We start from the raw sequence: 15017 nt of genomic DNA on the forward strand, positions 1-15017 counted from the left end.
TATCGTCAGGGGAACAGGGATGCGGCACAGCTTTATCAAAAGCACCGTTCTTTGCACTTTGGCCGCCGGATTGATCGGAAGCCTTGGTGCAATTTCATCGGCGCATGCCGACGAAACACTGAATTATCAGGTCTTGAAGGATGGGGAACCCATCGGCTTTGAAACGGTCGAAATCACCGATACGCCAGATGGTTATACCGCCACCATCACCACGCGTACGGATGTAAAGGTCCTTTTCCTTCAATTCCAGTATGGCCATTCACGCCTTGAAAAATGGCGGAACGATCAGCTTGTGTCGGTTGATACCGACACAAATGATGACGGCACCCCCTATGTCTACAAGGCTGAATATGACGGCGACTGCTATGAAGTCGCTGGCAAGCGGATCGCGAAACGTGATGCCTGCGACGGTGCATGGCCCCTCACGCTTTGGCGCGAGGATATCACTGCGAAAACAAGTCTTTACAGCGTCATCAATGCCGAACCTTACGCTGTGACAACCCGGAAAACCGGGACAGAAACACTTGCCATCAAGAACCGGGAAATACCGGCCACACACTATGCCATGACCGGGGATGTTCAACGCGACCTTTGGTATGGCTCCGACGGCAAGCTTCTGAAAACAAGCTTCAAAAGAAAGGGTTACGACATCGACTTTATCCGGGTCGATGCCAAAGACCTTCAAAAATAAAAGCGGGCGCAAAAAGCGCATTCTTCAAAACCGTTATGATTCAGGGAGATACCCATGACGTCCAAATTCAAGAAAGGCTGCCTGTGGGGGGCAGCTTCCGGAACGGCACTTATCTGCGCACTTGCGGCAAGCGGCAGCGCCCATGCATCAGGCTTTCAGGTCCGTGAGACCAGCGGCACATTACAGGGTTCCAGCTTTGCTGGCATGTCGACGCTCTCAACCGATGCATCAACCATGTTCTACAATCCCGGAACCGTCGGGCAATATAAGGAAACGAGCTATAGTGTTGGTGGCTCACTGATCATGCCCGTCGCGAAAGCAAAGAACATTGTGGCCTCTGGTGGAGCTGTAACGAATACTCAAACCTTCAATAACGGCAGCTATAAAGATATGGCACAGGACGCGTTTGTGCCTAACGCCCATGCCGTCTGGAAACTAAATGACCAGTTAAATATGGGTATTTCAATTACATCCCCTTGGGGACTGGTAACTGACTATGAACCTGATTTTGCGGGGCGCTTCTATGGTACAACCTCCAAAATCAAGACCATCAATATCAAGCCTGTTCTTGCCTACAGATTTGATAACGGGTTGTCGGTCGGTGCTGGACCTCAAATTCAGCAGATGGATGCGTCGCTCGCTAGGTCAGTTCCAAACCTTGCTGGTGCTGGCGAAGGAAACAGTGAAGTAAGCGGTGATTCAGTAGACGCTGGTTGGGCCGCAGGCATCAACTGGGAAGTGATTGATGGTACGAAAATCGGTCTTTCCTACAACTCTGAAATCAAGCACGAACTTGACGGTAAAATTGACTTTGATACGGCCGCCAACGCACTTGGTTATACCGACCGGAATGCGACGGCAAAGGTTGCCACGCCAGAATCAATCACCTTTGGCGTCTCCCAGGAACTGAACAGTCAGTGGACCGTTATGGCGGACGCACAGTGGACCAACTGGAACTCCATCGACACGCTCACCTTCAATTATGATGGTGACATCAGCCCGCAAGCCGGAACGCAGAGCTCAACCTCGGACGAATACAAGTGGGGCAGCGCCTGGTTTGCATCACTTGGCGCAAGGTACCAGTATGACGATAACTGGTCCTTTACGGGTGGCGTCGCCTTTGATGAATCGCCAATAAAAACCAAATATCGCAACGTTCGGCTGCCTGACTCCGACCGGTATTGGGTCTCTCTTGGTGCGGCATACAAGGTTGCAGACTGGGCGGCCGTAAGCCTTGGATATACGCATGTTTTCGCAAACTCGGCACGCGTTGACGAGACGGATACATTCCTTGGCAGCTACGCGGCGGATTACGACGCGCACGTCGACATCATCGCTCTACAGGCGAATTTCAAGTTCTGATCGGTTATACTGTTCGATGCGGGATGGTGGTGGCCATTCCGCGTCGGGCGGTTTTTTTTGCCCGCAAAGTGACGTTAACGTAATGGAGTTAACGCGTATGAACCAAATAAACGTCCAAGACGCGCCTGTCCTGCAAAACGGTGTCGATGTCAGCTCGCCGGTGCGCATGCGCCCGGTTCACGAGATTTTTGATGATGCCGCAAAACGTTTTGCCAAGCGCCCCTGTCTTGATTTTCTGGGTCGTATTTACGACTACGAAGACATTTCCAGACAAATTGATCGCGTCGCCGAAGGCTTTCATCAGCTTGGCGTGCGTAAGGGGGACAAGGTCGGGCTTTGCCTGCCCAACACGCCTTATTACGTGATCTGCTACTATGCCGTGCTGAAATGCGGCGGTGTTGTTGTCAATTTCAACCCGCTTTATGCCAAGCGCGAGATCGCTTACCAGATCGAGGATTCCGGTTGCCGCCTGATGGTAACGCTTAATCTGAAACAGATTTATTCCAAGGTGGCAGATTGCCTGGATGTAACCTGCCTGAAGCGGATCGTCATCTGCGAGATGAGCGACATCCTGCCCCCGGTCAAAAGCGTTCTTTTCAGCCTGTTCAAGCGCAGCGAACTTGCCGAAATCCCCAAAGATCTGCGTCATATCCCTTTCTCCCGGCTGATCGACTGCAAACCCATAAATTTCGTCGCAGACGTAACAAACGACGATTTGGCCGTACTGCAATATACCGGTGGCACCACCGGTCGCCCGAAAGGCGCGATGCTGACGCATGGCAATCTCAGCGCCAATGTCGATCAATTGACGCGCTGGATGCCCGATGCAAATCCGGGGCACGAAGTTACGCTTTGCGTTCTGCCGTTTTTCCACGTCTTTGCCATGACCGTGGCGCTTAACACGTCGATCAATCTTGGCGCAGAACTTGTTTTGCAGCCGCGCTTCGAACTTGATGCCTTGCTAAAGGCACTGGATAAAAAAAACGTCACGATCTTCCCGGGCGTGCCCACGATCTATACCGCGATCAACAACTCGCCCGAGACATTGAAGCATGACCTGTCAACGATCCGATGCTGCATTTCCGGCGGCGCGCCCCTGCCGGTCGAAGTCAAACACCGGTTCGAGGAAATTACGGGCGCAAAAGTGGTCGAGGGATACGGCCTGACAGAGGCAAGCCCCGTCTGCACATGCAATCCGGTAAAAGGTGTCAACAAGGAAGGATCAATCGGTATCCCGATGCCGGGTACCGAAATCCAGATCAGGTCGCTTGACCGACCGGATCAGATCATGCCGACCGGCGAGAAAGGCGAGGTTTGCGTCCGCGGCCCGCAGGTAATGCCCGGCTACTGGCAGAACGATGCCGCAACCAAAGAAACCTTTGTCGATGGCTGGCTGAAAACCGGTGATGTCGGTTATTCCGATGAGGACGGATATATCTTTCTGGTTGATCGGCTTAAAGACGTCATCCTGTGCAGCGGTTATAATGTCTATCCGCGCGCCATCGAGGAAGCGCTTTATCTGCACGAACAGATCGCCGAAGTCACCGTGATCGGCGTGCCCGATCAATATCGCGGTCAGGCACCAAAGGCCTTTGTCCGGCTGAAAGACGACGCCGCAGGCGTGACCGCCGAAGATTTACGGGCTTTCCTTGATGATAAAATCTCGAGAATCGAGATGCCGCGCGAAATCGAAATACGCGAAGAGCTTCCCAAGACCATGGTCGGCAAATTGTCGAAGAAGGAACTGGTCGAAGAAGAACGCCTGAAACGCGAGGGAAAAGCACAATAATTCAATGCGTTAACGTCATGTCACACAGAATGGAAAAAATCCAAGTGACGTTAACGTAAACTAATTGACGTAAAGATAAAAATATATACCATAAGGGCGATCAAATGACGAAAATTGACGACCGGTTTTATACCGTTCCCGAACTGGCTGAAAATCTGGGGGTCACACCACGCACCATCCGGTTTTACGAACAAAAGGGTCTCGTAGCACCACAGCGTGCTGGAACTACCCGGATTTATACCCGTCAGGACAGGGCAAGAATGCTGATCATCCTGCGGGGCAAGAGGCTGGGTTTCACGCTGAAAGAGATTGCAGATTATCTGGATCTTTATGGCGCAGACCCCACCCAGGCCGAGCAGATCAAAATGCTGCTGACCCGGGTTCGGGATCGAATAGAAGCCCTGGAGGATCAACGCCAGGCACTGGACGTCACGTTGGATGAATTGCGCGAAATCGAACAACAATCGATTGATGCGCTGAAAGAAAAAGGACTCGATCCGGCATCGTAACAATTGCTTTCCGGAATCGCTGACAGCTCAGGAAGGAATACTTCACCATGACCAATGCCGTTATTGCCGGATACGTCCGGTCGCCTTTCACCCCGGCACGCAAAGGTGCCCTTGCCAAGGTCCGTCCTGACGATCTTGCTGCACAGGTTGTCAAAGGTCTGGTGGATAAAACCGGGATTGATCCCAACACGATAGAGGATCTGGTTCTGGGTTGTGCCTTCCCCGAAGGCGAACAGGGGCTTAACGTCGCCCGACTGGTTACTTTCCTTGCCGGTCTGCCGCGTTCGGTCGGCGGTGTTACGGTCAACCGTTTCTGCGGATCATCCATGCAATCGATCCATCAGGCAGCAGGCGCCATCGCGATTGGTGCCGGTGATGCCTTCATCTGTGCCGGTATCGAAAGCATGTCGCGCGTGCCGATGATGGGCTTCAACCCGATGCCCAACCCGGCCCTGTATAAGGAAATGCCCGAGGCATATATGGGCATGGGCGACACCGCAGAAAACGTCGCAGCCAAATACAACCTGTCGCGTGCCGAACAGGAAGCCTTTGCCGTGGAAAGCCATAAAAAGGCCGCCGCCGCACAGGCCGCAGGAAAATTTGTCGATGAAATCATCCCGATTGAGGGCCCGGACGGCACAATCGCCGAAGATGGCTGCATTCGCGGCGACACCACAGCCGAAGGTCTGGCCGATCTGAAACCGGCCTTCAAGGCGGATGGCGTTGTCACCGCCGGAACATCCTCGCCGCTGACCGATGGCGCATCCGCCGTTCTGGTCTGCTCCGAAGAATATGCCAAGAAACACGGCCTGACCCCGCTGGCACGGATAAAATCCGTCGCGGTTGATGGCTGCCTGCCGGAAATCATGGGGATCGGCCCGGTTGGTGCCTCGAAAAAGGCGCTGGCACGTGCTGGTATCACGGCTTCCGACCTTAATGTCGTTGAACTGAACGAGGCCTTTTCATCGCAGGCAATCGCCAGCATTTCCGACCTTGGTCTGGATATCAAAACCGTCAATATCGACGGTGGTGCGCTGGCCATCGGGCATCCGCTGGGCGCAACGGGTGCGCGTATCGTTGGCAAGGCCGCCGCCCTTCTGAAACGTGAAGGCGGCAAATACGCACTTGCCTCGCAATGTATTGGCGGGGGTCAGGGGATCGCGACCATTCTGGAGGCGATGTAATGACCAGCATCAAACAGGTCGCCGTTATCGGCGCCGGTGTTATGGGCGCGGGGATTGCCGCCCATATCGCCAATTCGGGCACGCCCGTTCTGTTGCTTGATATCGTTCCCGAAGGATCAGAAAACCGCAACGCGGTTGCCGAAGGTGCGGTTGCCAAGATGCTGAAAACCGATCCGGCCCCGTTCATGTCCAAACGCGTGGCAAAGCTGATCACGTTCGGCAATATCGAGGACGACCTTGATAAGCTGGCAAAATGCGACTGGATCGTCGAGGCCGTCATCGAACGCCTTGATATCAAGCAGGATCTGTATCGCAAAATTGACGCCGTTCGCGCCAAGGGATCGGTTGTCTCGTCAAACACCTCGACCATTCCGCTTGCCACACTGATCGATGGCATGGGCGACGGGTTTGCGCAGGACTTCATCATCACGCATTTCTTCAACCCGCCGCGCTATATGCGTCTGCTGGAACTGGTTGGCTCGGACGTCACCCGAAACGGCGTCATCGATATGGTCGAGCAATTTGCCGATCATAAACTGGGCAAGACCTGTGTCATCTGCCATGACAAGCCGGGCTTTATCGCCAACCGCCTTGGTGTCTACTGGATTCAGGCCGCAATGGTCGAAGCCATGGATCGGGGATTGACTGTCGAAGAAGCCGACAGCGTCATTGGTCGCCCGTTCGGCATTCCCAAAACCGGTGTCTTTGGTCTGATGGATCTGGTGGGTCTGGATCTGATGCCCCATGTGCAATCAAGCATGGCAGGTGCCCTTGATAAATCCGATCCGTTCCACGCCATTTACCGCGAAAGCGATCTGGTCGGAAAACTGATCGCCGATGGCTATACCGGTCGCAAGGGCAAGGGCGGTTTTTACCGTCTGAACCGCGAAGGTGGCGAAAAGGTCAAGGAATCCGTCAATCTTCAGACCGGCAAATTCGCCAAGTCGGAAAAAGCCCGCCTTGAAAGCGTTCGTTCTGCCGGCAAAGACCCGCGCAAAATGATGGAAGCAAAGGACAAGGGGGGTCTTTATGGCCGTGCCGTGATGGCCAAAACCCTTGCCTATGCCGCCTTCATCGCCGAAGAAGCCGCCAATTCGATTGTCGATGTCGATGACGCGATGAAACTTGGCTATGCGTGGAAAACCGGCCCGTTCGAACTGATGGATGCCATCGGGGTCGATACCCTGATTGCCATGCTTGAGGCGGATGGCATTGAGGTCCCGGCATTACTCAAAAAGGCCACCGGGAAATCGTTTTACAAGGTCGAAGACGGCACGCTGTTCTTCCTTGGTTTTGATGGCAAATACGCCAAAGTCACTCGCCCGGACGGTGTTCTTCTGCTCGAAGACATCAAACGCAAAGCTGAACCGGTTGCTGGCAACCGCGCCGCATCGCTTTGGGATATCGGGGATGGCGTCGCCTGCCTTGAATTCCATACCAAAATGAATGCCCTTGATGCTGACGTTCTTGGCATGGTCAAGACATCCATCCGGACTGTCAAAAAGCAGTTCAAGGCAATGGTGATCTATAACGAAGGCAGCAATTTCTCCGCCGGGGCCAACCTTGGTCTGGCGCTGTTTGCCGCCAATATCGCCGCATGGCCGGAAATTGAAAACCTCGTTGAAACCGGTCAGGAAACCTACAAGGCCCTGAAATATTCGCCCTTCCCGGTCGTTGGCGCACCCAGCGGCATGGCACTGGGCGGGGGCTGCGAGGTCCTGCTGCATTGTGATGCCGTGCAGGCCCACGGGGAAACCTATATCGGTCTGGTCGAACCCGGTGTTGGTCTGATCCCGGCCTGGGGCGGGTGCAAGGAAATGATCCGTCGCTGGTCGGAAAACCCGAAATTCCCCAAGGGACCGATGGCCCCCAGTGCCAAGGCGTTTGAAATCATCTCGGTGGCAACCGTTGCCAAATCGGCGATGGAAGCCAAGGAAAACCTGTTCTTCCGTCCGGATGACGGCATCACCATGAACCGCAATCGCCTACTGGCCGATGCCAAGGCACGTGCGCTTTCCATGGTCGATGGTTACGAAGCCCCCGAAGAATTCACCTATCGCCTTCCGGGCGAAAGTGCCCGGGTTGCCTTCGAGATGGCGGTTGATGGTTTCTATCGCCTCGGCAAAGCCACCGATTACGACCGTGTCGTCGCAGGTGAACTTGCCAAAGTTCTCGCCGGTGGTGACACCGACGTGACCGAAGAACTTTCCGAAGATGACATTCTGGAACTGGAGCGCGAAGGCTTCATGCGTCTGGTCCGCAACGAAGGCACCATGGCCCGGGTCGAACATATGCTTCTGACCGGCAAGCCGTTGCGAAACTAGGACGAGGAGGACAGAAAAATGGCCCAATATAAAGCACCGCTGCGCGACATGCGCTTCGTCCTGACCGAACTGTTTGACTATAACGACATCAACCAGATGCCCGGATGCGAGGATTTCACCCCGGACGTCGTCGATGCCGTTCTCGAAGAAGCCGCAAAAGTCTGCGAGGAAATCCTGTTCCCGATCAACCGCACAGGTGACGAGGAAGGCTGTCATTGGGATGATGGTGTTGTCACCACGCCCAAGGGCTTCAAGGAAGCCTATCAGACCTTTGCCGAAGGCGGATGGACGGGCATTGCCTGCGATCCCGTCTATGGCGGTCAGGGTGCGCCGAAAACGATCAATGCCCTGGTCGAAGAAATGATCTGTTCGACCAACCTGTCCTTCGGGATGTATCCGGGTCTGTCTTTTGGTGCTTACGCCGCCCTTCACAGCCACGCCTCGGACGAACTGAAGGACAAATATCTGCCGAAAATGGTCGAAGGCACGTGGGCTGGCACCATGTGTCTGACCGAACCGCATTGCGGTACCGATCTTGGCATCATCAAGACCAAGGCCGAACCACTTGAAGATGGGTCTTATGCCATTTCCGGCACCAAGATATTCATTTCCGCCGGGGAACATGACCTGACGGAAAACATCATCCATCTGGTTCTGGCAAAACTGCCCGATGCGCCCAAGGGGACCAAGGGTATTTCCCTGTTCCTTGTCCCGAAATTCATGGTTGGCGACGACGGGTCCCTTGGCGATCGCAATGCGGTCAAATGCGGTTCCATCGAACACAAGATGGGCATCAAGGCATCCGCCACATGTGTCATGAACTTTGATGGCGCAATCGGCTATCTGGTCGGTGAACCCCATCAGGGCATGCCCGCCATGTTCACCATGATGAACCAGGAACGGCTTTCAGTTGGTATTCAGGGTCTTGGCCTTGGCGAAGCCGCCTATCAGGGGGCGGCGGCCTATGCCCGTGACCGCCTGCAGGGCCGGGCATTGACCGGCCCCAAAAGCCCGGACAAGCCCGCCGACTCCCTGCTGGTGCATCCCGATGTCCGCCGGATGCTTCTGACCGCACGCGCGACCAACGAAGGCTGCCGGGCGATGGGGATTTGGGTGGCGCGTGCGCTTGATACCGCCAAACACCATGCCGATCCGGTCAAACGCGAAGAAGCCGACGAATTCGTGCAACTGATGACCCCAATCGTCAAGGCCCTGTTCACCGACTGGGGCTTTGATAACGCCAATCTTGGCGTGCAGGTCTTTGGCGGCCACGGTTACATCCGTGAATGGGGGATGGAACAATATGTTCGTGATGCCCGCATCGCCCAGATTTACGAGGGCACCAACGGCATTCAGGCCCTTGATCTTGTCGGGCGTAAAATGCCGGCAAAGGCAGGACGTTACCTTCGGCGTTTCTTCCACCCGGTACAGGAATATATCGAAGCCAATGTCTCGAAGGACGGGCTTGGCGATTTTGTTCAGCCACTGGCAAAGGCCTTCATGCGCTTGCAGCAGGCCACCGGTGAACTGGCCCAACGCGGCATGAAAAACCCCAACGAAGCCGGGGCCGCCGCCACCGAATTCCTGCGCCTGTTTGGGCTGGTCGCGGTTGGCTATATGTGGGCCCGCATGGCCGAAGTCGCCCTTACGAAACAGGACGACGACCCGGACGGTTTCTACAAGGCGAAACTGATCACCGCCAAATTCTATATGGAACGCATCCTGCCGCAGTCCGGCGCACTGTTCAGCGCGATGATGGCGGGGTCCGGCACCATGATGGAACTGGACGAGGATCTGTTCTGATCATGCAAATGGGCCGCATCCCTCAACCGGCAATCATTGGTGCAAGGAGCCTGTCGTGAATCTGATTTTCCGACTGATCCGTGTGCTGGTTCTGTCCTGGTTGCGGCCCGGTCTGCATCCGCTTGATCCGTCTGTCTTGTCATTCCGTGCATGGCCACTGGATCTGGATATCAATGTCCATATGACCAATTCGCGCTACTTCGCCCTGATGGATCTGGGACGCACGGAACTGATCCTGCGTAACGGCATTGCCAGACAGATGTTCAAACGCAAATGGCAGCCGGTCGTGTCCGGCTCGACCATGCGGTTCAAGCGCGCAATCAAACCGTTTCAGCACTTCAAACTCGAAACCCAGGCCCTTTATTGGGACGACAAGGGTTTCTATCTGGAACAGCGTTTCATCGCGGAAAACAAGACACTGGCACTTGGCATCGTAAAGGCCGTGTTTGTCGGTCCCGATGGCATCGTCCCGCCCGAACAGATTTGCCGTCTGGTGGGTGCGGATGAAACATCACCAGTCATGCCCGACTGGCTTTCAGGCTGGCCGGACATGGAAACCGCCATCGAAGCACGGCTTGCCGCCTGACAAAAAGAACCGGGTGCAAACCCGCGGGAGGAATTCTTAATGACTTCAACTGATGCCGTCTTGCTGGCGATCACCGATCAGATCGCAACGATCACCCTGAACCGGCCCGACCGGATGAATGCGCTTGATCAATCCATGATCGAAGGGCTTGGTACCGCGCTTGACCGGATCGAGGCGGACATTGCCCATATCGGTGCAATCATTATCGAGGGATCAGGCGGCACTTTCATGGCCGGTGGCGATGTGAAGTTCTTTTATGAGCTATCAAAAAACCCGGCCGAAGAATCCCGCCCCCAGATCGAAACCATGATCAACCGGGTCCATGACATCATCATCCGCCTCACCGCTCTGCCCCGTCCTGTTATCGCAAAGCTTGAAGGGGCGGTTGCCGGATTTGGCATCAGCCTGATGAATGCCTGCGATCTTGCGGTTGCCGCCGAGGAAACCGTTTTCACGCTGGCCTATATCCATATCGGTACGTCGCCGGATGGCGGATCAACCCATTCGCTGCCCCGCCTTGTCGGCATGAAGAAAGCCAAGGAAATCGCCTTTCTGGGTGACCGGTTCACCGCGACCGACGCCCATGAATGCGGCCTGGTCAACAAGGTCGTCCCCGCCGATCAACTGGCATCGGCCACGGCAAAATATGCCGCCCGCCTTGCCGCCGGTCCACGCGACGCCCTTGCCCGCACCAAGGCGTTGCTCAACACCGCGCCCGAAAACGATCTGGCAAAACAATTGGCCCTCGAAGCCACCGCCTTCGCCGATTGCGCCGGAAGCCACGACTTCCGCGAAGGTGTCAGCGCCTTTGTCGAAAAACGCAGCCCGCAATTTGGCAAATCATAAGAAAATTCAGGGAAGAAAATCATGGCAAGTTTAGCAGGCAAAACACTGTTCATCACCGGCGCATCGCGCGGGATCGGCAAGGCAATCGCGCTGCGTGCGGCACGCGACGGAGCAAATGTCGCGATTATCGCCAAAACCGATGAACCCCATCCCAAACTGCCCGGCACCATTCACAGTGCTGCCGCCGAGATCGAGGAAGCCGGTGGCAGGGCACTTGCCCTTAAAACCGACATTCGCGAAGAAGACCAGATCGCGGACGCTGTTGCCCGAACCGTTGAAACTTTTGGCGGGATCGACATCCTGATCAACAATGCCAGCGCGATCAACCTGACCCCGACCCTGCAAACACCGATGAAACGGTTTGACCTGATGTATCAGGTCAACACCCGGGCCAGTTTCGCCTGTGCGCAGGCCTGCCTGCCGCATCTGATGAAATCGGACAACCCGCATATCCTGACCATGTCACCCCCGCCCAACCTGTCGGCACAATGGTTTGCCAATCACACCGCCTATACGATTTCAAAATACGGTATGAGCCTCGTGACGCTGGGCCTTGCTGCGGAATTCGAAGACGAAGGTGTTGCTGTCAACTCACTTTGGCCCGTTACCGTCATCGAAACCGCCGCCCTTAACATGATCCCCGGCCTTGAACAGGGTCGTGCGCGTAGCCCCGAAATCCTTGCCGATGCCGCACACGCCATCCTGACATCGCCTGCACGCGACGTTACAGGGGGATTCTTCACCGATGAAAGCGTGCTGGAAGCCATCGGGATCACGGATTTCGAACCCTACAACCTGACACCGGGCAAGGCCCCCTATCCGGACTTCTTCCTTGAACTGGACCGGAACGGCAAAAACGATCCGGCCGTCGCCCGGCTTCTTGAAAAACTGTCCGCCGCGCGCAAAGCCGCCTGAACCTTTTTTCGTCGGCGTTGGGGAGTGTGTGCCCTGACGTCATCGGGATCTGATTTCAATCGGGATCAGGTCCCACTCGCCCGCTGAACTCAACCCGCCCTTTGGGCGGGTTCTTTTTTGGCCATATGCACAAACAACAAAGCACCGCCTTTATGGCAGTGCTTCGTTGGTAATGCGCAAATGACGTTGAGGGTAAAACAAGTCAGCGCAAATCTTTAAATTATTCAGGATGCGGCGCGACGATCCAGCGACTGGCGCGGCATCACACAGCTTTTCACCGCCGGGGTCGGGCACATCATCTGTACCGACAGGGCAAGGGCAAGGTCGTTGTTGCTGTGTTCACGATCCAGAAAACGCTCGGACCAGGCGTTGTCGCAGTTGGCCGACAGAAACGCACAACGCATCATGGCAAAACCGGAAGAACCAAAACAGTTGTTCTGGCCGCTCAGATCAGCAAACCAGCTTGCGATGGCATCATGGGCCGCCTGATCAAGAATGTCCTGCATGCTTTCTTTTTCCGTTGTCGCAACGGAGTCCTGCTGCAACGCAGTACGCAGCTCGTTCACCAGACGCTGATGAGCCTGCGGATTATCAACACTGAACGAACGCAACCACGCACGCGCGGTTTCATCGATCAAACGCGTCACGGCAGCAGATTCAAAAGCAGCGTAGGAAAAGCCTTTTGATGCGATGGTCAGATCAGTCATGTTTGCGGCCCCTTCGGGCTAAATGGCGACAATCGGTGATTAACTCTTTGGTAAGGATTATGATCACCTAAAAACCGCGGCATATTTTGATTAAATCAGGGCGTTTTTGTGGCGCGACCTATGCAAGAAAATCAATGCACTATGACGAATTAGCGGGCATTTTTGCGTTTTCGTCCTTTTTGCCAGCCATAATCTGATCAAGCGGTTTGACCGGCCACGATAGAATCTTGAGTTTCTCGTCTTTTGTCAGGCTTTCGACCCCCAACCGGGACAGCTTTTCATAGATGATCCCGATCTCGATCTGGGTACGACGATCGGGTTTACGCGCGGGCAAAAGGGCCGAATGCAACGCGTTGGCAAACGGGTCCTCGATCAGGCGCAGCAACCCGTCTTTGACATCTTCATCGGGCGCTTCCGCTGTCAGGCGCGCCAATGTCGCAAGTTCTTCGGGGGATTCGGTTTCTTCGGGTGTCACAAAAAGCTTCATCCGGCGCGCCGCACGCCCGATGGCAAGGCTGCTTGACCAATGCGTCAGCCACGGTGCCAGAACAAGCCCCGCCAGAATCGGCGACAGCCACCAGAAGAACGCCGTATCCACAAACAGCGCCACCGCCCCCCAGATAAGGCCGATCACGATGATCGTCCGATGGGTTTTCAATGCCGCCTTAAACGGTACCCCCGTATCGTCACGTTCCTGTGCATCCCAACCCACCTGATTGCCGGTCAGAACCGAAAACACGAACTGCGCATGCAACATCATCATGATCGGTGCCTGCAAGGCGGAATACAGCGTTTCAAGAACACCACTCGCCAGCACCATGACCCCACCGTATTTCTTGCGATCACGGCCGAAACAAACCATCAGGATCGAGATGATTTTGGGCACCACCAGCATACCGATGGTAAAGACCAGCAACACCAGCATCTCGAACGACCGGTCAACCGGCCATTGCGGGAACATCGTGAACTGGCTGGGGAAGAAGCTATAGGTCAGTTGGGTGTTTTGCAGCGTCGCAATCGTCGAAGACAGCAACAGCAGAAGCCACAGCGGCGATGAGCCAAAGCTCATGACCCCCATGAAGAAATGCAAACGGCTAAGCGGCCTGAATCCCGGCGCAAACAGAAGCCGCAAATGCTGCATATTGCCCTGGCACCAGCGGCGATCACGGATTGCATAATCAATCAGGTTCGGCGGCAATTCTTCCCAGCTACCTTCAAGCTGCGGGATCAGCCAGCAACGCCAGCCCGCCTTGCGCATAAAGGCGGCCTCGACAAAATCGTGGCTCAGGATATGCCCGCCCATCGGCGGCTTGCCCGACAGAACAGGCAACCCGCAGCAATCAATGAACGCCTGCACGCGAATGATCGCGTTATGCCCCCAATAGTTCGAACTGCCCATGCACCAGAACGAAAGACCGGCCGACATGGTCGGACCATGCACACGCGAAATGAATTGCAGGATACGGGCAAACAGGGTCTGGCGGCCGGTCGGCTGCGGCGGACTCTGGATGATCCCGGCATCGGGATTGTTTTCCATCAGATAGGCCATATTCACCATGGCCTCGCCCGACATCACACTATCGGCATCAAAAACGATCATGTGATCGTAATGCGTCGCATAGGTTTCGCAGAATTCCTTAAGGTTCCCCGATTTGCGTTCGGTATTTTCCGCCCGACGGCGGAAAAAGATCTTGCCGCGCGCTTTCAAATCCGCGCAGGCCTTGGCCCATGCGACTTCCTCGGCGATCCAGATATCGGGATCACGGGTATCGGACAGAACAAAGAAATCAAACGCATCGATTTCACCCGTCGCGACAAGGCTTTCATAACTTGCGCGAAGCCCGGCAAAAACCCGGTCCGGGTCTTCGTTATAAACCGGGATCACCACCACATTCCTGGATCTGAGCGACCCTTTGCGCGCAATCGGCTTCAACCGTTTCAGCGTAATCGCATCCAGTCCGAACCCACGCAGGAATATCCCGACAATCCCGGTAAAGAAGGACACTGAAATCCAGGCAAAGTTGATCGTAAAGAACGCAATAACCACCATTTCCATGACGGTCAGCTGGTCGGCCCCCAATACATCCGCCATCAACCACGCGGCATAGGCGGTCGCAAAAATCGATGCGCCAAACAGGAAAATGCGCCGTGATCCAACACCCGGCCCACGCAGTTTGACTGTCGGGTCAAGGTCATCCTCGTTGACACCATGATTGGCTGCGCTATCAGGCATAGGATCGGAAATCCGGCTCATAAGGTTTTACTTTTCCCTGAATTCAACTTGCGACTGTCGGGCAAAAC

The 15017-nt window shown here is 55.2% G+C and carries 12 protein-coding genes; 10 read left to right on the forward strand and 2 right to left on the reverse strand.

Features of this window, described 5'->3' with window-relative positions:
- Window positions 1-19: 19 nt before the first annotated feature.
- The 10 genes from TH3_RS19555 (at window position 20) to TH3_RS19600 (ending at window position 12009) form a co-directional block, all read left to right on the forward strand.
- The gene (locus TH3_RS19555; RefSeq protein ID WP_007088660.1) at window positions 20-691 is read left to right on the forward strand and encodes a DUF6134 family protein; all 672 of its coding nucleotides are present in this window, start codon (window positions 20-22) and stop codon (window positions 689-691) included.
- Window positions 692-745: 54 nt separating this feature from the next.
- Window positions 746-2053, forward strand: a complete 1308-nt coding sequence (locus TH3_RS19560; RefSeq protein WP_007088659.1) for an OmpP1/FadL family transporter — start codon at window positions 746-748, stop codon at window positions 2051-2053.
- A 97-nt stretch (window positions 2054-2150) separates the two neighbouring features.
- On the forward strand, window positions 2151-3842 hold the full coding sequence (locus tag TH3_RS19565; RefSeq protein WP_007088658.1) for a long-chain-fatty-acid--CoA ligase: 1692 nt from the start codon (window positions 2151-2153) through the stop codon (window positions 3840-3842).
- 104 nt (window positions 3843-3946) lie between these two features.
- Window positions 3947-4351, forward strand: a complete 405-nt coding sequence (locus tag TH3_RS19570; RefSeq protein WP_007088657.1) for a MerR family transcriptional regulator — start codon at window positions 3947-3949, stop codon at window positions 4349-4351.
- Between the two features lie 47 nt (window positions 4352-4398).
- The gene (locus TH3_RS19575; RefSeq protein ID WP_007088656.1) at window positions 4399-5535 is read left to right on the forward strand and encodes a thiolase family protein; all 1137 of its coding nucleotides are present in this window, start codon (window positions 4399-4401) and stop codon (window positions 5533-5535) included.
- Window positions 5535-7859 (forward strand): 3-hydroxyacyl-CoA dehydrogenase/enoyl-CoA hydratase family protein, encoded by a 2325-nt coding sequence (locus tag TH3_RS19580; RefSeq protein WP_007088655.1) that lies wholly within the window; start codon window positions 5535-5537, stop codon window positions 7857-7859. The genes TH3_RS19575 and TH3_RS19580 overlap by 1 nt, the downstream gene beginning before the upstream one ends.
- A gap of 18 nt (window positions 7860-7877) precedes the next feature.
- Window positions 7878-9662, forward strand: a complete 1785-nt coding sequence (locus tag TH3_RS19585; RefSeq protein WP_007088654.1) for an acyl-CoA dehydrogenase C-terminal domain-containing protein — start codon at window positions 7878-7880, stop codon at window positions 9660-9662.
- Window positions 9663-9717: 55 nt separating this feature from the next.
- A complete protein-coding gene (locus tag TH3_RS19590) occupies window positions 9718-10248 on the forward strand; it encodes a thioesterase family protein (RefSeq protein ID WP_007088653.1) in 531 nt (176 codons plus the stop codon).
- A gap of 39 nt (window positions 10249-10287) precedes the next feature.
- Window positions 10288-11094, forward strand: coding sequence for an enoyl-CoA hydratase/isomerase family protein (locus TH3_RS19595; RefSeq protein WP_007088652.1), 807 nt, complete (start codon window positions 10288-10290; stop codon window positions 11092-11094).
- 21 nt (window positions 11095-11115) lie between these two features.
- Window positions 11116-12009, forward strand: a complete 894-nt coding sequence (locus TH3_RS19600; protein WP_007088651.1) for an SDR family oxidoreductase — start codon at window positions 11116-11118, stop codon at window positions 12007-12009.
- A 224-nt stretch (window positions 12010-12233) separates the two neighbouring features.
- On the opposite strand, the gene TH3_RS19605 is transcribed toward TH3_RS19600, so the two are convergent.
- Both TH3_RS19605 and mdoH read right to left on the reverse strand, forming a co-directional pair.
- Complete coding sequence (locus TH3_RS19605) at window positions 12234-12716, reverse strand: hypothetical protein (protein WP_007088650.1); 483 nt, start codon at window positions 12714-12716, stop codon at window positions 12234-12236.
- Between the two features lie 139 nt (window positions 12717-12855).
- The gene (mdoH, locus tag TH3_RS19610; RefSeq protein ID WP_233421806.1) at window positions 12856-14949 is read right to left on the reverse strand and encodes a glucans biosynthesis glucosyltransferase MdoH; all 2094 of its coding nucleotides are present in this window, start codon (window positions 14947-14949) and stop codon (window positions 12856-12858) included.
- Window positions 14950-15017: the final 68 nt, after the last annotated feature.

Source organism: Thalassospira xiamenensis M-5 = DSM 17429, from assembly GCF_000300235.2.
In the GTDB taxonomy this organism is placed as follows: domain Bacteria; phylum Pseudomonadota; class Alphaproteobacteria; order Rhodospirillales; family Thalassospiraceae; genus Thalassospira; species Thalassospira xiamenensis.